20 protein-coding genes are annotated in these 20554 nt (G+C 57.9%); 2 read left to right on the forward strand and 18 right to left on the reverse strand.

Annotated elements, in window-relative coordinates; translation table 11 throughout:
- Positions 1-9: 9 nt before the first annotated feature.
- The 12 genes from ACVWY5_RS24935 to ACVWY5_RS24990 all read right to left on the reverse strand — a co-directional run bounded on the left by ACVWY5_RS24935 (position 10) and on the right by ACVWY5_RS24990 (position 13148).
- Positions 10-744: an SDR family oxidoreductase gene (locus ACVWY5_RS24935; protein ID WP_028337481.1), complete on the reverse strand. Its 735-nt coding sequence runs from the start codon at positions 742-744 to the stop codon at positions 10-12.
- A gap of 738 nt (positions 745-1482) precedes the next feature.
- Positions 1483-1836: an antibiotic biosynthesis monooxygenase family protein gene (locus ACVWY5_RS24940; protein ID WP_038377969.1), complete on the reverse strand. Its 354-nt coding sequence runs from the start codon at positions 1834-1836 to the stop codon at positions 1483-1485.
- Between the two features lie 230 nt (positions 1837-2066).
- Complete coding sequence (locus ACVWY5_RS24945; protein ID WP_321176877.1) at positions 2067-3713, reverse strand: MFS transporter; 1647 nt, start codon at positions 3711-3713, stop codon at positions 2067-2069.
- Between the two features lie 205 nt (positions 3714-3918).
- Entirely contained in the window at positions 3919-5139 is a 1221-nt protein-coding gene (locus ACVWY5_RS24950) for an ABC transporter substrate-binding protein (protein WP_028337479.1), read from the reverse strand.
- An 89-nt stretch (positions 5140-5228) separates the two neighbouring features.
- Positions 5229-6653 carry an alginate export family protein gene (locus ACVWY5_RS24955; RefSeq protein ID WP_321176860.1) on the reverse strand — a complete coding sequence of 475 codons (1425 nt, stop codon included), beginning with the start codon at positions 6651-6653 and terminating at the stop codon, positions 5229-5231.
- A gap of 126 nt (positions 6654-6779) precedes the next feature.
- Entirely contained in the window at positions 6780-7466 is a 687-nt protein-coding gene (locus ACVWY5_RS24960; RefSeq protein WP_038377955.1) for a DUF1275 family protein, read from the reverse strand.
- A gap of 26 nt (positions 7467-7492) precedes the next feature.
- Positions 7493-8923: an alginate export family protein gene (locus ACVWY5_RS24965; protein WP_028337476.1), complete on the reverse strand. Its 1431-nt coding sequence runs from the start codon at positions 8921-8923 to the stop codon at positions 7493-7495.
- A gap of 8 nt (positions 8924-8931) precedes the next feature.
- The gene (locus tag ACVWY5_RS24970) at positions 8932-9843 is read right to left on the reverse strand and encodes a hypothetical protein (protein ID WP_028337475.1); all 912 of its coding nucleotides are present in this window, start codon (positions 9841-9843) and stop codon (positions 8932-8934) included.
- 34 nt (positions 9844-9877) lie between these two features.
- Positions 9878-10303: a DoxX family protein gene (locus ACVWY5_RS24975; protein WP_028337474.1), complete on the reverse strand. Its 426-nt coding sequence runs from the start codon at positions 10301-10303 to the stop codon at positions 9878-9880.
- 1 nt (position 10304) lies between these two features.
- Positions 10305-12188, reverse strand: coding sequence for an amidohydrolase (locus tag ACVWY5_RS24980; protein WP_028337473.1), 1884 nt, complete (start codon positions 12186-12188; stop codon positions 10305-10307).
- Positions 12185-12469, reverse strand: a complete 285-nt coding sequence (locus tag ACVWY5_RS24985; protein WP_028352152.1) for a XapX domain-containing protein — start codon at positions 12467-12469, stop codon at positions 12185-12187. Before ACVWY5_RS24985 ends, ACVWY5_RS24980 begins: the two co-directional genes overlap by 4 nt.
- A gap of 34 nt (positions 12470-12503) precedes the next feature.
- Complete coding sequence (locus ACVWY5_RS24990; protein WP_028337472.1) at positions 12504-13148, reverse strand: hydrolase; 645 nt, start codon at positions 13146-13148, stop codon at positions 12504-12506.
- A gap of 455 nt (positions 13149-13603) precedes the next feature.
- On the opposite strand from ACVWY5_RS24990, the gene ACVWY5_RS24995 reads away from it, so the two are divergent.
- Positions 13604-14023, forward strand: coding sequence for a helix-turn-helix domain-containing protein (locus ACVWY5_RS24995; protein ID WP_321176861.1), 420 nt, complete (start codon positions 13604-13606; stop codon positions 14021-14023).
- 356 nt (positions 14024-14379) lie between these two features.
- On the forward strand, positions 14380-14967 hold the full coding sequence (locus tag ACVWY5_RS25000; protein ID WP_028337469.1) for a TetR/AcrR family transcriptional regulator: 588 nt from the start codon (positions 14380-14382) through the stop codon (positions 14965-14967).
- 151 nt (positions 14968-15118) lie between these two features.
- On the opposite strand, the gene ACVWY5_RS25005 is transcribed toward ACVWY5_RS25000, so the two are convergent.
- The 6 genes from ACVWY5_RS25005 to ACVWY5_RS25030 all read right to left on the reverse strand — a co-directional run bounded on the left by ACVWY5_RS25005 (position 15119) and on the right by ACVWY5_RS25030 (position 20530).
- Entirely contained in the window at positions 15119-15613 is a 495-nt protein-coding gene (locus ACVWY5_RS25005; RefSeq protein ID WP_038377953.1) for a cupin domain-containing protein, read from the reverse strand.
- A gap of 38 nt (positions 15614-15651) precedes the next feature.
- Complete coding sequence (locus ACVWY5_RS25010; protein WP_063616602.1) at positions 15652-16140, reverse strand: VOC family protein; 489 nt, start codon at positions 16138-16140, stop codon at positions 15652-15654.
- Positions 16141-16145: 5 nt separating this feature from the next.
- On the reverse strand, positions 16146-16988 hold the full coding sequence (locus ACVWY5_RS25015) for an alpha/beta hydrolase (RefSeq protein ID WP_321176862.1): 843 nt from the start codon (positions 16986-16988) through the stop codon (positions 16146-16148).
- Positions 16989-17303: 315 nt separating this feature from the next.
- Positions 17304-17936, reverse strand: coding sequence for a response regulator (locus tag ACVWY5_RS25020; protein WP_321176863.1), 633 nt, complete (start codon positions 17934-17936; stop codon positions 17304-17306).
- A gap of 48 nt (positions 17937-17984) precedes the next feature.
- Positions 17985-18359: a response regulator gene (locus ACVWY5_RS25025; RefSeq protein WP_321176864.1), complete on the reverse strand. Its 375-nt coding sequence runs from the start codon at positions 18357-18359 to the stop codon at positions 17985-17987.
- Entirely contained in the window at positions 18356-20530 is a 2175-nt protein-coding gene (locus ACVWY5_RS25030) for a PAS domain-containing sensor histidine kinase (RefSeq protein WP_063616598.1), read from the reverse strand. Before ACVWY5_RS25030 ends, ACVWY5_RS25025 begins: the two co-directional genes overlap by 4 nt.
- Positions 20531-20554: the final 24 nt, after the last annotated feature.

Below are 20554 nucleotides of genomic sequence, written 5' to 3' on the forward strand. Positions count from 1 at the left end.
CCCCATCGGTCAGAGTGTGCTCATGCCGCCATCGACAATGAGTTCGCTACCGATGGTAAAAGCTGATTCATCTGAGGCGAAGAAGACGACGGCATCAGCTACTTCCTTGGGCGCGCCGCGGCGACCCGCCGGGATTTGGCTGACTAGGCCTTTGATCTCCGCATCACCCATGCCGATCTTGCCGTGCAACGGCGTGGCGATTGGACCGGGGCTCACTGCATTGACGCGAACGCCCCGCGGCAGGAGCTCGCCGGAAAGGGTGCGAGCGAGCGAAATTAATCCCGCTTTCGTCAGCGCGTAGACGCTCGAATTCGGCATGCCGATGTGGGCGTTGATAGAGGTATTCAGCACAATTGATGCCGGGTTAGCGAGAATCGGCAACAGAGCCTGGATCAGAAAAAATGGCCCCTTCAAATTGATCGCCACCGAGCGGTCGAAGCCACCCTCGTCCCACTCGGCCAATGGACGGAAGTCGCCGATGCCGGCATTGATGAAGATTGCGTCGAGACCGCCGAAATTGCTCTGTATCTCAGCGGCTATCTTCTTCTGAGCGGCGACGTCGCCAGCATCCGCATGGATGACCAGCACGTTTCCGAGTTCCTTGCGAGCAGCCTCCAGCGAGGCCAAATTGCTGCCGGTAATGGCTACGCGGGCCCCTTCCTCGAGGAAGCGGCGAGCCGTCTCGAGTCCGATGCCGCTGCTGCCGCCGGTGACAAGAGTGCGCTTCTTATTCAACCTGTTCATTTGTCAGTCCCACTCCTAGACAGCTGTACCGGTTCAACGGAGAAGCGGCAAAATGCGGTTCCACCGATGCTTTCGGTCGAGACCATCAACGCACTCTTTGAGTGATCAATCATGCCGCAGCTAAGTGTAGAGCCGCTACAATTGATGGCTCAATTGTACCATGGTGTGAACAGTTCTTGTGCATACCAGCAGAGCTGAAGGCGTGCGAAGGAAATCGTCGCGCAGTGCCGGCGCAGGATCGGCCTTCATCTAGGCGATAGCATGTGTCGAATGGCGCGGTTCGAACATGCTTTGTGATCAAGGCCCGCCTTGAGTGTAACGCGTTAGACACTTTCTCCTCTTTGTCATTTTGTCGAGATCTCGACACCAATGCCCATGGGAGTATGAATGACTGCTATGGATCAGTTTCGTCGAAAAACTTCAGCGAGTGCACCGGCGGCAGCGATCATAAATCCTAGTGGTTGTACCGCCGTTATGCGCCCTTGAAGGTCCTGCGCGGTGACCGCGGGATGCACTCCTCGCTCGCACAGTTTGGACGCCTTAGCCGTAAATGGTCAAACTTGAGCACTTTAGGTGCACGAACAGCATTACGATCTTCCTACGGAGCCGGCCGGATCAACGTTTATCGGCTCTCAACATACCCCGCAGTCCTGTCCGATCCCGGCATGCGCTTGTTCGGAGAGGATCGGCGGATCAGGCAGCCGTTCAATAGGCTTTTAAGCTCGGCAGCCAATTTCCTCACCTAACAAAGCCATCGAATGGCGTCATATAAATCGGGTGAAAGTCCACGTTCGCCTTCTTGAACTCATCGGAAGGCGTGCCATAGATCACCCAGCGGGTGAGCTTGGCTACGGCGAAGAACTCTTTCGAGAACGGCGCGAAGCTTTCCATTTGATGGGATAGGGCCGCCTGCGAATCCGCGTATCGTTCGAATAAGTCAACCGTTCTCTGGTCCTCACCGATATTACACTCGAACTGCAGCGCGCCCGGCTCCTTCTGTGTCGCTGCAACAATCTTTGGTATCAGCGACGTGAACTTGTTCATCTGATCAACGGTAACAGTGAATAGCCAGTACACCTGTTCGTTCTGCATCAGTGCCTCCATCTTACCGCGCCTCAAGACACGAACACGGGGACAATCGGTCCAATTACCAACCACTAGAATTACAAAACCATTCTTCGCAAGGCCCAATGTGACGTTCAGACAGGCCAATCTCTTGAAGGCTGTTGCCAACTTCTTTGAATCTTTTTGCTGTTTCTTGTTTCGAGAACGCCCCGCACGCCTGGAAGATCAACGCCTCAAGCTCACGCCTCTGGAAGAAGCTATAGCTCATCAGATCCCCGGATTGATTTGGGCCCGAAGGCTGCGGCAACGAAATGGCTTACCTTCGGCTCGGCCTTGGCGTCGTATTGACGAACGGCGTCTTGGACGACGCGGTCGGCATTCGTAACACGCTGATGCTGCCGCAAGTGCTCAAGCCACGATGCGACTAGGAACGTTTCCATGAAGCGCCCCTCCTCGGCGGCGTCTTCAAAGATATCCCAGGCGTACGCGCCGTCCCGTCGACGCTGCTGGCCAAGTTCCTGGAGCGCTGCCAAGAAGGCACCGCGTCGCTCAGAATTGATGTGGTATTCAACGGTTACCAGCACTGGTCCCCGATCCGGCTCCGCGTCGATCGTCAAAACCGGAACGGGCCAATGCATTGAAGGCGTGAGATCAATTTCTGCGCCGCTTTGCAGCTTCCATGGCCAGCTCAACACAATTCCAATCAAGGCACCGGCAGCCGCGATGAAGTGAGCGGCCGGCAGGCTGAGCATCGAGGCAACTTGCCCCCAAATCGCGCTGCCCGCGGTCATGGCACCAAAAAAGACCGTTACGAACATGGCAAGCCCGCGGCCACGCACCCAATCCGGCAGGGAGACCTGTGCTGAGACGTTGAGGGTCGCGAGGACCGCGATCCAGGAAACACCAGCGACGATGCAGGCAACCAGCGCAGCCACGGAGTCACGTGCGAAGCCGAGCAGGATCAAGCTGACCGCTGTGCCAACAGTGCCGAGTGCAACGAGCCGATCAGGCCCGAAGGTGGCTTTCATCCAGGGCAGGCCGAACGCTCCACTGACCGCGCCTGCTCCGATCGCGCCCAGCAATATGCCGTACAGCGCCGGCCCCCCGGTGATCTGGTTGCGCGCGACAAGCGGAAGTAGCGCCCAATAGGTGCTCGCAAAGAAGAAGAAGCTCGCAGCTCTTATCAGTGTTGCTCGCAGATGCGGATTGTACCGGGCATGGCGAAGCCCGATCACGAGGGCGCTTGTCAGACGTTCGGCAGGGAGCGCATGACCGCCGGACGTTGACGGACGCCACCACCACAGGGCTCCGATAACGCCGAAATTGCTAAGCGCGTTCAACCAGAACGGCGCGGCAATTCCCAATCCGCCGATGATCACGCCGCCCAGTGCAGGTCCGATCGCCCTGCTGATGTTGACGCCAACCCCGTTGCTTGCCACCGCCGCCGCCAGATCCTGCCTCGGCACAAGGCTGGGTACCACCGATTGCCAAGCTGGGGCGGTAAACGCTGCGCCCACGCCGAGGAGGAACGTAAACAGCAGCAGGATGGGCGGATTGATGAGGCCCAGCCAGACGAGCACGGCACTCGCCGCCGCAACCAATGTGACAACGATTTCCGTAACGATCAGAAAGCGGCGTTTGTCGACAATGTCCGCCAGCGCGCCCGCCGGAAGCGCAAAGAGAAACACGGGCAGGCTGGTTGCAACCTGAACCAGAGATACACTCAGCGGGTCGGCCTCCAGGCTCGTCATCAGCCAGCCGGACGCCGCATTGTACATCCAGGTTCCGACATTTGAGACCACGGTCGCAATCCAAACCACCGTAAAGGCCGTGTGACGAAATGCGTTCCAAGGCAACGTGCTCGGCGGGTTCGTCGCCCTCTTTAGTTGCTGATCCGTCACCATCTTCATTCGCTCCACTCAGGTGTGGCAGTAACTGGTGCCTGACGTGAGCGTGCAGCATCGCTCCCTGCCCCGCCGCAGTCTGCCAGCTACCGCAAGTACCACTCTTCCTCCAAGAAGGACTCGACCATAATCTGGCCTCACGGAGAGATGCCGGGTCGGAAGGTAGATCGGGTAACGAGTAAACGGCCCGCCCTCACCTCTCGATCTAATGGTTTGTCGGACCGAGGAACGCGCTATCGATCACATCCCCGATTGACTGCCATACATTTCCGTCAAATTGCACAAGCCGCATCTGCTTGATCGGCCGAAAGTCGTTTGGACCAGTGCTTATCGAAATTCCGGGGAGCGTGATCGAACTCTGAAAATCCTTCAACGATGTGGCCTGTCGCATGATGTTCTCGCGCGACAAGTCGTCACCGCATTGTTCGAGCACCCGGGACAGGGTCTGTGCAGCAGCATAACCAAAGAGAACGTTGCTATCCGCCTTGTCGCCGCCGGGATAATACCTGTCCATGAACGTTGAGAACTGTTTGATCCCTTCGTCGTCTTTCCAGACCGGGTCGGTCGCATTTTTCAGGAAAGACGTCGAGATCACCCCCACCGCGTTCTGTACGTCGGCCGACCCCAGCGCGCGCACGGCAGGTGCGGCCACGTTGTTAAGGATGACGACCGGGTGCCAATCGATTGCTGCCAACCGCCCTATGGCGAGTGCAGCCATATTCGGCGAACCCGCGAAAAGCAGGACTCCTGCTCCCGACGCTTTCAGGACATCGATCTGTCTATCGATCGATTTGTCCGACATCTCGAAAGTACTGTCAGCTACGATCATACGCGTCCAGTCTCCCAGGCCTTCCTGCATGCCTATCAATAGATCGCGCCCGAACTGATCGTTCTGCCAGAGGACTGCAAGCTTTTGGTCCGGATAAAACGCCTGCCCAAAATTCGCGTAGATGCGCCCCTCGGCGCGAAACGGAGGCTGCCAGCCCATTGTCCAGGGAAACTCAGCGGGCTTACTCCATTCCTGGTCACCGGAAGCGACGAACAACTGTGGTATTCTATTCTCGTTCAGATAGGCGCGTACGGCCAAATTGCCCGGTGTGCCGAACGAGCCAGAAATTAGCAACACGTTATCATCTTCGATCAATTGGCGGGTCTGCTCCACGGCCTTCCTTGGGTTCGACCCGTCATCACGCGAAATGAACCTCACCTTCCGGCCATTGATGCCTCCGCGATCGTTGATCATGTCGAAATAGGCAGATTCCGTCTTTCCGATGGAGGCAAATTCCGTCAACGGACCGCTATAGGGCATGATGTTGCCTATTCGGATTTCACTATCGCCCCCGTCTTTTGTCTCGGAAGCTGCGAGAGGGAACACCGGGGCGACGAGCAGCGATGCTGCGAATATAGTCTTTAGCATCATGCGCATTTGTTTGGCTCCCCTCGCAAGGTTGGTTTCGCTTCAGTCGCTATCGTCGAGCTATCCGAGACGGATCCAGAGCGGCGTCGACATTGCAATTAGAACTTCAACATCGCCTCGACGCCCACGAAGTGAGCCGTCTTGGATGGGCCTGTGTCCTGTATAAACGGACCGGGCACGAATACGGAGTAGGACAGCGCAGCGCTGAACCAAGGGACCGGTTGCCACCCGAGTATCACATCGGCCTGCGTTCCGATGTAGCGGGAGCGGCTGTCATCCGAAGGTCGCACGAGGTTCCCTCCAGGACCGTAGATTCCGTCGCCAAGACTTTCGCGCCAGTAGAAGACCGTTGCCAGATCGAGGGTCCATTGCCGGTTCAGCTGGAGTGTGAGCGTCGGGTGAGCGTTGATCAGGTTGTACGGCCCGAGCAGGCCGATCTCACCGAAATACTTTCCCTTCGGGAATAGTGGATTGAAGGTCTGAAGATTGGGATCGTCTGGATTACGGTCGCCACTGATAATGTTGGCCCGCAGGCCAAGTCGCGGGCTGAAGGTCACGCCGACGAACGTGTAGCCCGTATCGGAGGCAATGGACCAGGCGCGGATATCTCCGTGATCGAAATGGCCAAACTGAGCCATGCCTTCGAAATTCCAGTCCCAACCATTCGCGGCACCGAAAAATCGACTGCCGATAGTGTGCCGCACTTCCTCTCCGCTCCCTTGATTGTACTCTGCGGCGGCATTGCGGTAGCCGATGTAGTAGACATCAAGTCCCGGCTTGGAGCTGATCTCCGTCAATTGGCGCGTGGCATAGATCGACCAGAGTGATCGATCTGGATCGAAGCGGTCATTGAAGCTGCCGACCAGGTTTCGGACCGGTCGTGCATAGAGCGCGTCAACCCGCCACGGAGCCGATTGAATCGAGGCCAACGCCGTATCGAAGGAACGAAGCACGTTCGGGCCATACCGCAAGCTGATCAATCGCTCAGTGCCATACGACAGGAGTTGTCGCCCTCCCCGCAAGGTAAGATCGGTGCCGCTGGCCAACGGCAGCTTCAGGTCCGCGAAACCCTGCAGCACTTCAATCCCTGTTGCATCGATGCCCCCAACTGTTTCCTTGTCCGTAACCCAGGCGCCAATCATTTGGCCGAACAAACGCAGGTTTGGGCCGAAATGCAGGTCCGCGTACGGCAACATCCGGTACCATTGATACTCGTTGACCGGGAGCTCACCCCAATTGAAGTTGCGATATGCCTCCTCCCTGAACCGAAGCTCCAGGCCGAGCGTGAGGTAGGCGTCATCACCGAAATCCAGCGGGATGTACTTGTATGGCTCCCACCAGGCTCCGGTCCGTTTCGCCGGATCGCGCAAAAAAGAATAGTCCTCGTCATAACGCAGGAGCGTCGTCTTCAGCAGCTCGACATTGGCGTTTTCCGTCACATTGACTTCCGCTGACAGGGCGTTGGCAGGTAGCGCGACGGCAACCGCAACGAAGATGCCCATCGCCGCGAGAACCGCGGTCAAGGGGGCGCCCCCACCGACTAAATTTCGGGCTCCGAAAAATCCGGAAGAGTTAGCATTTCCGACAGCGTCGATCTGCATCTCTGTTGGCTTCGACTTCGTCCTCGAATTTGGAAACAGAATGGAACGTCAGTTTCTCGCTGCTTCTTTCAGCGTCGACTCCGTTAGTCGAGCAAGCAGCGAAAGTCCGCCCAATAGGGGTGGGACCACGAAACACCAAGCGTTGTATTGCGCGTACAAGAGGGCCGCGGCAGCGCAGCCGACGGCGAAAATGATGACGTTCTTGGACATCATCGCGACCCGCGACCTGATTTGGCGCCCTGGCGCGTCGTCCCTTACATAGATCACATCCGCAAGATCGATCATGATCTGTGTCGTCGTGCCGGTCATCAGCGTCGAGGGTGGTGCGCTTCCGAGATAGACCCGATGTACGGCGTTCTGTATCGCCATGGCCGCAACGAGCACCATCCCGGTAAGCACCGCTTGCCAGCTGTCGCTGTTCTGGAAAGGGCCGAACTCGATCGCGAGCACAGCGCCGACGATCAGCAGGAGGACCTTAAGGCTGAGCATGGCTTCGAAAACGAAGCGCCAGCGCGGCGTCAGCGCCGAACTGAGCAAGCGGACAGCCATTACGACCGCACAGAAGACCGGAAGGGCCAGGAGCTTCGCAACGGCTCCCGACGTGCCGAGAACAAGTGACGCGCCAAGGGTCACGAAATTTCCGGTAACATGGGCCGTGAAGAGACCTTGCAATGCGAGAAAGCCCGCCGTGTCGACATAGCCTGCGGTGAGGCTCAGGAGAAAAGGCACGATCATGGAATTTCCGCTCGACACCGGGGGCACTACCATCCCCGTTTGATCTCTACGCCGACATAGTTCGAGTCATGGCCGCCAGCGTTGCGCAATGCGTTACCGATCGAAAAGTGCACGGCCTCGATTGCGAATGAAGTTGCGCGGTCTATGGTCCAATCGAGCCGAATCTGGCCGTAACTTCCGGTATACGCACCCGGCCGCCCGGCAGTGTTCGGGACGGCTATGTTGGGTTGGGTATAGATCGCATCGGCCGTGTTCTGGCGCCATAGAGCCGCGGCTGCGAGCATGATCTTGAGTGACGAAGTCGGGCTCAGCGTCAGGGATGGCTTGATGTGAATGAGGTTGGTGTATCCGGTGTAACCTGCCAGGGTGAAATAGTAACCGTTGGGGAACAGCGGATTGAACGTCCCAAAGGTCCCTTTGGTGTTGCCGTCACCGGACGCCGCGTCGAGTTGGATACCCACCCTTGGGCTCCAGTTCACATCGGCGAAGGTGTAGCCCGCGATTGAACCGACGGCCCAGGCCTCGATCGGCTGGAGGCCGATGCGTCCGGTCTGGTTCATCACTTCGAAGTCAAAATCGAAATGATTAGCGTTACCGTTCAGATGGACATCGAAAATGTCTCTCCGCTCGGCGCCGGAGGCATTTGCAAACTGTGCATTCCCCTGGGTGAAATTGGCATAGTAGCCGGCGATGAAGAGAGACTCGGAAAACTTATACTCTGTCCGCGCCATCCCGAAGGTCTGCTTGGTGACGCTGCTGTAATCATCGAATACCGTAATGTCCCGAACCTGGACCGGCAGGCTGTAAAAGGTGATGAACCGCCAGGCTCCAGTCTCGTAGTCCGCCCAGGCGGCGTCGTAAGATTGTCGGACGTTGGGACCGTCGCGAACGGCTATGAAGCGCTGCAGGTCGAAGGCAAATTGCTGGCGGCCGGCCCGCAGCTTCAGCGTTCCGCCTCCGATGGATTCGGTCAGAGCCACCCAACCCTGCTCAAGATCAAGCCGATCCCGATCGACCGGCGTCAACTGAGTTTTCCAGGGCGCATAGTCGGCCTGAAATTGCACGAACGCCTGTAGTTGATTGTCTACGCGGAGATCGGCATGGAATTCGTTTCGGCTGATGACGTAATTCTGGCTGCTGTTCGCACCGGTGCCGAAGTTTGCGGCGTTATTGGACTCGAACCGTTGGCGCGTGTTCGCACCAAATGAGAGATACGTGTATGGATCGACGCTGGACAGCGGAATGTATTTGAGCTCATCGAAGGGCTCACGCGTCACCCGCGGATCCGCCAGCACCGACCAGTCCTCCTGGAACCGGTTGAACATGATGGCAGGCCGCTGCGGCGCGGAAGCCTGAGACTTCTGATCATCCGCCCACGCCATCTGCGGCGCTGCAGCAAGCAGTACGCCTGCCGCACACACCCTCCGCAAAAGCCATCGTCCCAGCAGGAATGCCATCGCGCCCCCTACTTCGGTGCGGCCGCGTGAATCTCCGCAATATATCCGCCGGGAAACTGTAGCATGGCTTCGGCCCGTCCGTCAGACGTATAGGGCTCGACGAGCACGGTGGCGCCCGAGGCCTTTGCCTTCGTCAGAGTTCCCTGCAAATCGCTCACCTCATAGCCGGTCAGTTCCCGTCCGTACGGGTAGGGCAAGTGGCCATCGGTAACGAGGACCGTCATCTTTCCGAATACCGATTCAATATGGATACGTCGATATGTGTCTTTGGCTCGCCCGATCTCGACCCCCGCGGCATGTGCATCGTCGGAAACAACCTTCCCGTGCGAAAACCGCAGGAAGCTGCGGATAAAGGCATCAGCCCGCTCAGGCGAGACGTAAACGCGGTTCTCGGGAATTGTCTCGAAAGCCGCATAGGAAGGCTTCGTCGTGTGCCAATAGAGTTGCATATTCACGCCGCCCGGCCACTGGATCACCGCATCGCGTCCGATCGGATCCGGGAAGGCCGCCACGAGCACGTCCGCGCCCGAGTCCTTGGCTACGTTGATTGCCTCGTCGAGGTCCGTAACCAGATAGCCAGTTCGCTCGGCGCCAAAAGGATAAGGGACCGGCGTCTTGAATCCGAACACCGAGACGGTGCCAACCGGCGTCTGCAGGAGTTGGCTCGTCGTGCTGCTCGGCGTCGGCGTCACCGTGGCAACGACCTGCTTTGTGCTCTGACCTCCGAACGTAGAGAGAAAGCTGGCCACGAACTTATCCACGTCTTCGGGAGCGACATAGACATGTGTGGTGTCGTATTGCGCGCCGACGCCGACCTGTGGCGCGGTATGCGCTCCCTGATCCCGCGCGATGGCAGCGGACGCGATCGTCAGCAACGATGAAATCAGCAGGATCTCGATCAGATAACGTTTGCGACACATGGAAGCCTCGAACAAGTGAGTTGAGCCGTAGTGATCAAGCGCTTTGCGAGCGCAACGACAGGATTGACACAAGCACCAGGCCGGCGATCAGGCCTAGATGCTCGAAAAAGGCGTTCACGGCCAGGAAGCGATCGTGACCGGCTTTGGCCCAGAAATCGTTTGCGGTGAGCATGGCGACCGCCGTCAGGACGCCGAGCCCGCCGGCTCCCAGCCACACCAAGCGTCCAAGAATGACGAGCGCGGAGCCGCCGAGTTCGACGACAATGGCTGCCGCGGCCCAAAGCCACGCCGGCTGAAGTCCGAAATGCGCCTGTTCGGCAACGGCCCCAGGAAAATCGACGGCTTTTTGAATTCCGCCGATCAGGAACGCCGAGACAAGCGCAATTCTGGCGGCCGCCGCAACCCATCGCCATGACAGGATTGTCGCGACCCAACCCGGCGTATCCGATTTGGCGAACATCTCACACCGCCCAGCAGGCGCAACCGAGGGCACCCCAGAAACTCTTGAGATCCGAAACCGGGAGCCTGCCGGACCATGCGCGCGCGTGATCATGGCCGTGCACAGAGCAGGTATTGGCACAGCCGCACATCTGCATCGCATGCGTGCGGATAGCCTGCGCTTTGCCGCCCTGCTCGGCCCAGTTGCCGTAGCCACCGAAACTGCGCACTGGCGACCAGTCGGGCATGGCGGGCGGCGGCGCGGTGTCGTCGAGAGATTTGAAGTCTCCCGCACCATAGACGATGCGTCCACCTACCACCGTCAGATCGCTTGTGATGTCGTCGATCTCACTCTCGGGACAGGAGAAGAAATCTCGATCGGGCACGATCAGGTCGGCGAACTGACCGACCTGGATACGGCCTTTCTTCCCTTCCTCATTGGAGAACCAAGTGACATTTTCGGTCCACATCCGCAGCGCGGTTTCGCGATCGAGGCAGTTGCGCTGGGGGTACAGTCGCAGGCCACCTACCGTCATGCCCGTTACGAGCCAGGCCAACGAAACCCAAGGATTGTAGGAGGCCACACGTGTTGCGTCGGTGCCGGCGGAGATCTTCACGCCGTTGTCCATGATCTTCCTGATCGGCGGTGTCGCTTCGGCCGCGCCGAAGCCGTAGCGCTCGACGAAATACTCGCCCTGATAGGCCATGCGGTGCTGCACTGCGATGCCGCCGCCAAGCGCCGCGATGCGGTCGATGGACTGATCGGAGATGGTCTCGGCGTGGTCGAAGAACCAGTGCAGACCATCTAACGGCGTGTCCTGATTGACCTTCTCGAACACGTCGAGCGCGCGCGAGATCGTCTCGTCGTAGGTCGCGTGCAGGCGCCAGGGCCATTTGTTCTGAGCCAGGATGCGGACGACGTCTTCGAGTTCACCCTCCATTTCCGGCGGCATATCCGGACGAGGCACGCGGAAATCCTCGAAGTCAGCTGCCGAGAACACCAGCATCTCGCCGGCGCCGTTGTGCCGAAAGTAGTCGGTTCCCTGCTTGTACTTCGAAGTCCTGGTCCAATTCAGGAAGTCCTGCTTCTCCCCATTCGGCTTCTGCGTGAACAGGTTGTAGGCCAGGCGGACGGTGAGCTGCCCTTCGTCCGACAGCTTCTGAATGACCGCATAGTCCTCCGGATAATTCTGGAAGCCGCCGCCGGCGTCGATCGCTCCGGTGACGCCGAGACGGTTCAGCTCCCGCATGAAGTGCCGGGTCGAGTTGACCTGATATTCGAAGGGAAGCTTCGGTCCCTTGGCCAGCGTCGCGTAGAGGATGTTGGCATTCGGCTTGGCCAGGAGAAGCCCGGTCGGATTCCCCTTCGTATCGCGCACGATCTCGCCGCCGGGCGGCTCGGGCGTGTCCTTCGTGTATCCGATGACGCGCAGCGCGGCAGCATTCAGTATGGCGCGGTCGTAAAGATGAAGAATGAAGACCGGAGTATCGGGCGCGACTGCGTTGAGCTCCTCGATTGTCGGCAACCGCTTCTCGGCGAACTGATGCTCGGTGAATCCGCCAACGACCCGCACCCACTGCGGCGGCGGCGTGATCGCGACCTGCTTCTTCAACATGGCCATGGCGTCAGCGAGCGACCAGACGCCGTCCCAGCGTAGCTCCATATTGTAGTTAAGCCCTCCCCGAATGATATGGAGATGATTGTCGATCAGACCCGGCAGCACGCGCCGCCCCTTCAGGTCGATGATTCTTGTCGAGGAGCCGGCGAGCTTCATCACGTCGCCAACGTGTCCCACCGCCGTAAACAGCCCGTCCTTGATCGCCACGGCAGTCGCCGCCGGATTCGAGCGATCAAGTGTCGTGAACAGACCATGATGGAGGATCAGGTCGGGGCCTTGTGCGCTCATGCTTGCTTCTCCGGATTCTTCAGGCCGTCAACGGGACCGACCGTACGTCGGCCAGGCAGCATGCCGAAAATGTGGGAATCGCAGCTCGAGAGGTGGAATGCCTCGGAAAAGCTCGAGCCCCCTATGAGGAGTTTGGTGACCGGAATGATCTGCTCGCCAACCAGGATTCCCAGCAGCCCGACCAACGCCACCAGAGGCGGCGCTGGCGAGCGGACGCTGAGGAGATTGTAGACCACTCCGACGAGGAGGCCTGCAGCCAAAGACAGCACATAAACCTTCATGACAGTCCTCCTAATCTTCGGCACTTTCCGCGCGCTACCGCGGGCCTGCTTCGGAAGCGTGTTCACCGAGCGCCCACTTCGAGAAGCGGACCTGGATGCCGTACGGTGTATGGGCACGGAGGATATCCATGACGCCCTCGTAGGTCTCGGCGCGTGCCCAGTCCTGCTGTAGTTCGAAGACGTATTGGCACGAGGTGATCGGAACGGCGCCCGCCTGCAGCAGACGCTCCATGGAGCGGTTATGCGCCTCGATCGACAGATCACCGCAGGCATCTGCGGGAACGTAGATTTCGTAGCCCTCCTTGAGCATATCGAGGCTAGGAAACATGACGCATGCTTCCGTCCAGAGGCCCGCGATGACGAACTTCTTTTTGCCGGTGGCAGCGACGGCTTTGCGGAAGTTCGGATCGAGCCACGAGTTCATGGAGGTCCGGTCGATGATTTCGTGGTTCGGAAACAGATCGGTCACCTCCGGCATGAACGGACCGGAGAACGAGTCCTTGGCAACCGTCGATATCACCGTCGGGATTTTGAACAGCTTCGCCGTCTTGGCCAGGATTTGGATATTATTGAACACCACCAAGCGGTCATGCGACTGCACGCCCTGGTACATTGCCGGTTGATAGTCGATCAGGGCGATGGCGCTGTTTTGCGGAGTAAGCATATCAAGCTTGGGCATTCGAGGTCTCCTGAGTTTGGTAAATGCAGATCAGTTGGAGGCGGCTTGTAATTGATGCCGTTCAAGCCGTTGCCGGAAGTGAAACGATTTCAGCTAGTCGATGAACACGCTGCATTTCTTTCCTTCAACGCGTAGTGCCGACACAGCGGCGACTGGCGGGACGGCGCCTGCGGCTCGACCTGCAAAACGGCCTGGAGATGCTTGAGCTCCAGGCGTCGATGCCCTCTAGCGTTCGCGACCCGAGATTGTGCGCCGCGACGAGAATATTTGCAGCCATGATGGCCAGCGGCTTCGATGGACCGTCACAAGCCGAAGCGTGGTACGCTTGGCTGCTCTGCCTGTTCATCTCAACCCCACTTCCCGTCCACGTCATGGGAAGGGGCTATAGTATCGGCACCGCGCTCATGTAAATTAGGCACTAGCCCGCTACTAGGTTTCTGATCGGATACCGCACCGTGCAAAATGAAGCTCATCGTCCTGAATTTATCTATCCGCCAGAGCTGGAACTTTGGCCCTTCCCGGCGGATTGTCCGAATCGGGTGCTGATCGAAGAAATCGCCGACAAGTGGACAATCCTAGTGATCGCCGCGCTCTCGCGAGGCCCGACGCGTTTCAACCAACTCAAGCGCGCACTCGAGCCTGTCACTCAGAAATCATTGACGCAGACTCTCCGCCGCCTCGAGCGAAGCGGGATGGTTTCTCGAAAGGTGCTTGATACCTCTCCAGTTGCGGTTGAATATGCAATCACCCCGCTCGGCCGCACGCTTGGCGGTCCGTTCTCCGCGATATACCGGTGGGCCGTTGCATACCAAGATCAGGTCGAGGGGGCCCGACAGCGGTTCGATACGGAGCGAGGAAAGATCCGCAAACAATGAAATCATCGCTTGTGCGGAAAGCAGCCGCATTGCGAAGCCGGATGCACTCCCAAGCGTCGGAAGTCGCTTGCTGCCTATCGATAGCTGGACAGTCCATTCGTTCGCAAGCGCAGCACTTTCGCGTACGTCGACTTAACGCCTCCGCGCCTGACATCTCTAGAATTTGGATAAGGCCGAGTTCGAACGGCGCACCGGCGCCAAACTGCATCAGATTCATCTCGCTAGTGAAATCGTTTCACTTTCGCCTGCTGCTTGAGCTAGTACAGCCGCCGACGGCGCCACTTCCAGCTCTTGAATCAATGACATCGGTTGGTATGATGGACCGATCGGTCCAGTATAATGGTTCAGGAGCGACAATGTCTCGAGTCCGAGAGTTTGATGAAACCGAGGTGCTGGATAAAGCGCTGCGGGTGTTCTGGCAGCAAGGATATGAAGGCACTTCGTTGAATGATCTTCTCGACGCGACGGGGCTTACGAAATCAAGCCTGTACGCTGCGTTCGGCAGCAAGGAGGAACTGTTTCATCGGATCGTCGAGCGCTACTTGTCCAAACACGTTGAATTTCGCCAGGCATGCGCGCTCGCCGAACCAACACCGCGGCGGATTGTAGAAAGTCTACTGTACGGCATGGCCGATCTGCACGCCGGATCGCGCACGCCCCCGGGCTGTCTTATCACGGGCGCTGCACTCGCATGTTCACCGGAAACTGAGCAGATCCGCCAACATCTCGTTCGCAGCCGAAATGAATTCGGACAGATCCTGCGCGACAGGCTCGAAGCTGTGACAAGCGCCGGGCCGTTGCCTCCCGGCATGACGACGTCCGATGCGGCGCGGCTTGTGGTGTTGACCATTCAAGGCATGGCGGTTGAGGCGAAGGGCGGCGCCACGAGGAATGAGCTCCGGCGGATTGTGCAAGCATTTTTGCTCAGCTGGCCTGAGAATTAATATGCGATCTTGAGTACGGCTGGCTGACACGCCAATGGCGCATCGACGCGGCCGCTGTGCTCGATCTCATGCAGATCGGCAATCGCGATAAGCTTCGCGTCGCTCGTCCACTGTGAACGGCTGAAACTGGTGAATGCCCGGAATCGGTGTCTCACGGCTTCTTCGTCGGGTCATCAGCGGGGTTCTCGTAGACAGTATCTGTCGGCCCTGAGCCGGTGATCAACACAGTTACCGCCTCGTCACCGGTCATCGCGAAATGCGCGGCGCCTGACGGTTCGGTGTAAACTGACCCGACGGGAAGCGTCCGGAGTTCTGCCTTGCTGAAACTTGGACCGTAACCAAACATCCAAGTCCCCTGCAGCACCGTGCCGACTCGGTCCCCTGCGTGATGATGCGCGGCAATGGTCGCATGGGGCGCGACCTTAAGCAGTTGGCTGTAGGGCCCTGGCTTGGACGGATCGCCTAGGATCGTAACGACCTGGACCTTGACGTTGCCCGACCCTCCCACGCCACCGGTTGGCGCGATAGCAGTCAATTCGGGAGGCGTCTTGGAGTACTTTGGAAGTTGTGGCGCCGGCGACTGCGCCGTCGCGGCTGCGGCACACATGATCGTGCCGATGATGAAAATCGCTCTGCTTCGAAGCATGGCTTTTCCTTCCTTTCCCGAAATTGGTCGATCGAAATTCAGGGTGTCGCGCCGGGGCTACCTTTTGGATACTCAAGAAACTCCAGAGTGACGCCGTCCGGCCCACGCACGTAAACGAGGCGAAGTCCGGTGCGCTCTCCGGACTCCACCCTTTGGACTCCGCTTAAGGCGTTCCACCCCACAGCACTGATCCGCTCCAATAATGCGTCGATGTTCTCGACCCGGAAGGCCACATGTACGGATCCCACATCACAGGACCGAGGCTTTATTACTTTCCGGTCGTTCGGAGAGCGGTATTCCAGAAGCTCGATCAAATGACCGGGCGCCTTCACCATTGCTATACGTGCCGCTGCCGCATTCACGCCGACCAACTGGTCGAGGAAAGAGCTTTCATCGAAGTCCCAGGTATACAGGTGATCGAAGCCCATGACGTCGACCCAGAACGAAAGTGCCTGATCGAGCGACGAAACCGTGATGCCGGTATGCTCTGCACTCTCGATGCGAAATCGAGTGCTTGGTTCGATCATGTCGATCACAGTCTGGTGCTCTTGTCCCAGAATCGACCGAGTTGCTCGCAAATGAAGTCCGTTTTCTCCTCGAACACCCAGTGACCGCACTCTTCGATGACACCGCCCTCTGCCCGGTCCGAGAGCGCCTTGGCGCTGTCGAAGCAGTGTGATCCAAAGGACCGCCGCCCTCCCCAGCCCATGGTCGGAATCGAAAGCTTATTCTTTGCGAACTCGGCGAGTTGCGCCGCTTTTTCGTCAATGAAGGCGTAGTGATTGAGGCTGGCCCGAAGGTTTCCGGGCTGCTTCATCTGAATAACGTACCGTTGCAGTTCGTCTTCGCCGATCGCGTTGGGATTGTAGGCAAAGTCCCGGAAGAAGTGGCGAAGATATTGTTCTTCCCGCCCTTCAATCAAGAATCTTGCAATATCCATATTCGCGTGCATCGACAAATGCCAATACGGTACTCGCGGATCCACGTAGTCCTTGTAGTTGAGACCGAAGAATGGCGTCTCGATCGTCGCTAGAGACAGCGCGCGCGGTCCTGCCATATAAGCAAGGGCGACGGACGGCGGCCCTCCAAGGTCGTGGCTGAGAATGTGGAATCGGTCGACCTTCTCAACATCGGCAAGCTCGAGCAAATCCTGGGCGATGGTGGCCGGCATATAGTCAGCATAGGGCTTGTCGCTATCGGCGTACCCACGCAGATCCGGTGCTATGAATCGGTAGCGCTCAGCACACTTCTCAAAGATCGGCAGGAACTCACGGTGATTTTGAGGCCAGCCATGGAGGCATAGCACTGCAGGCCCGGAACCGATCGCCACGTAGTGCAGCGTCACGCCATTCACCGAAGCGCGCTTGCTGATCATCTGAGCTTCCACCATTGCCGAGCACCTCCCGTTGCTATGCGAAAGCCAACAGCACCCATCGATGCTTATGGCCGCCGCCGCCCCTAACCGTCGCGAAGTCGGCGTGGATGTTGTGCAATTTAGCGAGCGCGCGGAAGTGAAACAATTTCAGCGCTCGGATGAGCAGGCTGCATTTCGGTCGGTCAGCGCTCGAATATTGGTGAATGCCACGGACGGTCCGCGATAGCGCTTCGTCACCGGCTTGGCTATACTGGCGCGTAACCGAGGCAGCAAAGAGCCAGGCGCTGCGACTCCGCCACGGCTCTCCAGTCAACGCTAAGGATCTAGCTTTGGCGCGATGCTCACCAATTCGGCGAACGAGGTTACGTTCATCTTCCGCATTACCTGGCCTCGATGCGCCTTGACTGTTATCTCACTAATGCCGAGTTCGTGGGCCACCTGCTTGTTTAATACACCACGAACGATCAGACCCATCACCTGCCGCTCACGTCGGCTAAGCAAGGCATAGCGATCTCGTAGCACCTTCATCTCAGCGTCACGGCGGAGTGACGCGTCGCTTCGATCGATGGCATCTCGAATTGCATCCAGCAACAAGGTATCATTGAATGGCTTAGTCAGAAATTCTACGGCTCCGGCCTTCATGGCTTGGACCGTCATCGGCACGTCCCCGTAACCCGTGATAAATATGATCGGCATATCGGGGCGCTCGACTGCTACCTGCCTTTGCAATTCGAGGCCATTAAGCCCCGGAAGACGAACGTCCAAAATCAGACAGTGAGGAACAGACACGCGTGGGCGCGACAGGAAGGCTCGAGCGGACTCGAATGTCTCTGGAAGCCAGCCCTCGTTACGGATCAGCAATTCTAGAGATTCGCGCACGGAGACGTCATCATCGATGACGAACACGATTGCGTTTTCGTGTGACATAGCGAGCAGCCCTTCCGCCATCGATTCCTTTCTAATACCTCTCATTCAGACGCGCGAGTACTTTCCACCTCAACTTACTCCGAAGGCAGCATTGAGCGCTTTCAACAGAGCTTCGTCGCTGAATGGCTTGGAAAGGCACTCAATGGCGCCTTGCTCAAGCATTCGCGGACGCGTGGAATCATCCCCATGCGCAGTGATGAAGACAATTGGAATTCTTTGGTTGAGACGCGTCAACTCTCTTTGGAGTTCCGGACCAGTCATGCCAGGCATCGCAATATCGAGAACGAGACAGCCCGTCTGCCCTACATATTCGGATCCCAGAAATTCTTCAGCTGACGAAAACGCTAGAGCAGCGTAGCCGAATTCCCTCAGCAGGTCCGGCAGAGACTCCCGCACGGACTCATCGTCATCGACTACCGAAACAAACGAACGCGTGACCATCATACATTCCTCGCGACGCCGCCCCTGGAGGGCGTTCCTTTGGCGTCATGACTGTGCGCGTCGCTTATACTCTCTGCGCTTCGGGGGAGTGAAAACGAGAATGTGGCCCCCGCGCCTTCATTCAAGGATGCCCAGATGCGCCCGTGATGATTTTCAATAATAGAGCGACTGACCGACAATCCAATTCCCATACCGTCGTCCTTGGTCGTATAGAATGCGTCAAAAAGCTTTTCTACGGCCTCAACTTCAAAACCATGGCCCGAATCCTGCACGCTCAGGCGAATCCAATTGCTTTGATCCCGCTCCGTCTTGATCGTCAGCGTTCTCGGTCGGTCATTGATCACACTCATCGCGTCCATGGCGTTGTGGAGCAAATTCAAGATCACTTGTTGGAGCTGAACCCGATCACCCGCGACAAGCTGGAGGTCTTCGGCAAACTCCAGCCGCAAGCTGACTCCATCGCGATGGATCCTGTTCAACAATAGCGGAAGGACCTCTCGTGTTGCCTCGTTCAGGTCCACTGGTCGGGCTACAGGCGCCTTCCTATTGAAGAGCGACCGCAGGCGACCAATGATATCGGACGCCCGGTTGCCGTCACGAAGCGTACGGCGCACGGTTTCGAGAGCGCCCACGACGTTTGGAGGGTCCGCGGCTAACATGCGCAAGCAGGTATTTGCATTAGTGACGATGCCGGATAGCGGCTGGTTGACCTCGTGAGCTATGGATGCCGTGAGCTCACTCATAGTCGTCATACGCGCCATATGCGCTAGTTTCGTTTGCGTGTCGCGCAGTTGCTCCTCAGCACGCTTTCGGTCTTCTATGTCAGTATTGATTCCGAACCATTTGATGACATTTCCAGACCTGTCACGTAATGGATTGGCGCTGAACAGAAACCATCGGTATATGCCATCGAAGCGACGTAATCGCGCTTCCTTCTCACCTGCCTGGCGCGACGCCATGAACGATTGCCACGCATGAGCGACACCGCCTCGGTCGTCTGGATGAAGAGCCGCTGTCCACCCAGACCCCTGGATCTGCTCCATACTGAGACCTACATAATCCACGTAGTGCTGATTGAAGAAGTCGGCGGAGCCATCCGCACGAGCAGACCACACGAGCGCGGGAATTGTGTTGATGATGAGATTGAGATTGCGCTCGTTGGCTCGCAAGGCTTCCTCAGCGCGTTTCCGCTCCTCTACGTCGATTTGCAGTACACACCAGCGTACGATGTCTCCGTCCTTGTCTCGTAACGGAAAGCCGCGGACGTTGAACCATCGGTAGACACCATCGCTGCGGCGATGCCGGCTTTCCACTTCATATGGCTCACCAGTTTCGACCGCCCGCCTCCATGTGCTGATCGTCGCGGCTACGTCATCAGGATGGACGGCTCCGCTGGTGTCCCAGCGCTTCAATTCATCGGCGCCCATCCCGAAATATTCAAGCACGGGACGATTGACGGCCTCAACCTCTCCATCCGCCGTCATAATGGCTAGAGGAGCCGGAATTGCGTCCACTACCAACTGAATATCGATTTCTCGTACGCGGAGCGATTCCACAACTCGCCTGAGTTCGACAATCTCTTGTCTTCGATCTTCGCTAAGGGCAACAATCTCTTTGGTTCGCCGCCCCACTTCTTGATCCATAGTTTCGTCAATTTGCGCTCGTTGGCTGAACAGCCGCGCCTCCTGTAGGCCGCTCGCGATTTGATTGGTTGCGATTCTGAGACGAAGCGTCTCTGCCTCTTCGGGAAACTCGGCGCGATGAGACGCAGCCACCAACACTCCGGTATCATCCGGGAGCAACCCCCAGTGCAGCGATACGGTCGAAACCTCTCTGTCGCCGATCGCAATCCGCTGATTCAAGGGCCATGATTTCGGGTCTTGGCCCAGCGAATTGCTCAGAACGCTGCTCACCTCTTGCGGCCCGATCGCTCCATTAGGTGATCTCGCTGTTCGCGCTACTTCAAGATATTCCATCTTGACTGGATCTTTGAGACGAACGTAAGCAAAGTCCAGGTGGAGCATGTCCACCACGATGTCCAGCAAATCCAGAAGTGTCCGTGAGAACGAGCCATCGCTCCAGATAGGAGGATGAGCAAGAATCCTGTTCAGATCGTTGATACAGCCCCGAACGTACTGGTTCTGCTCGGCCGAATGTTTGCTGTTGACCGCCATTTTAGATCGCTGCCCAGGACAACC

Source organism: Bradyrhizobium sp. USDA 3256, from assembly GCF_054058275.1.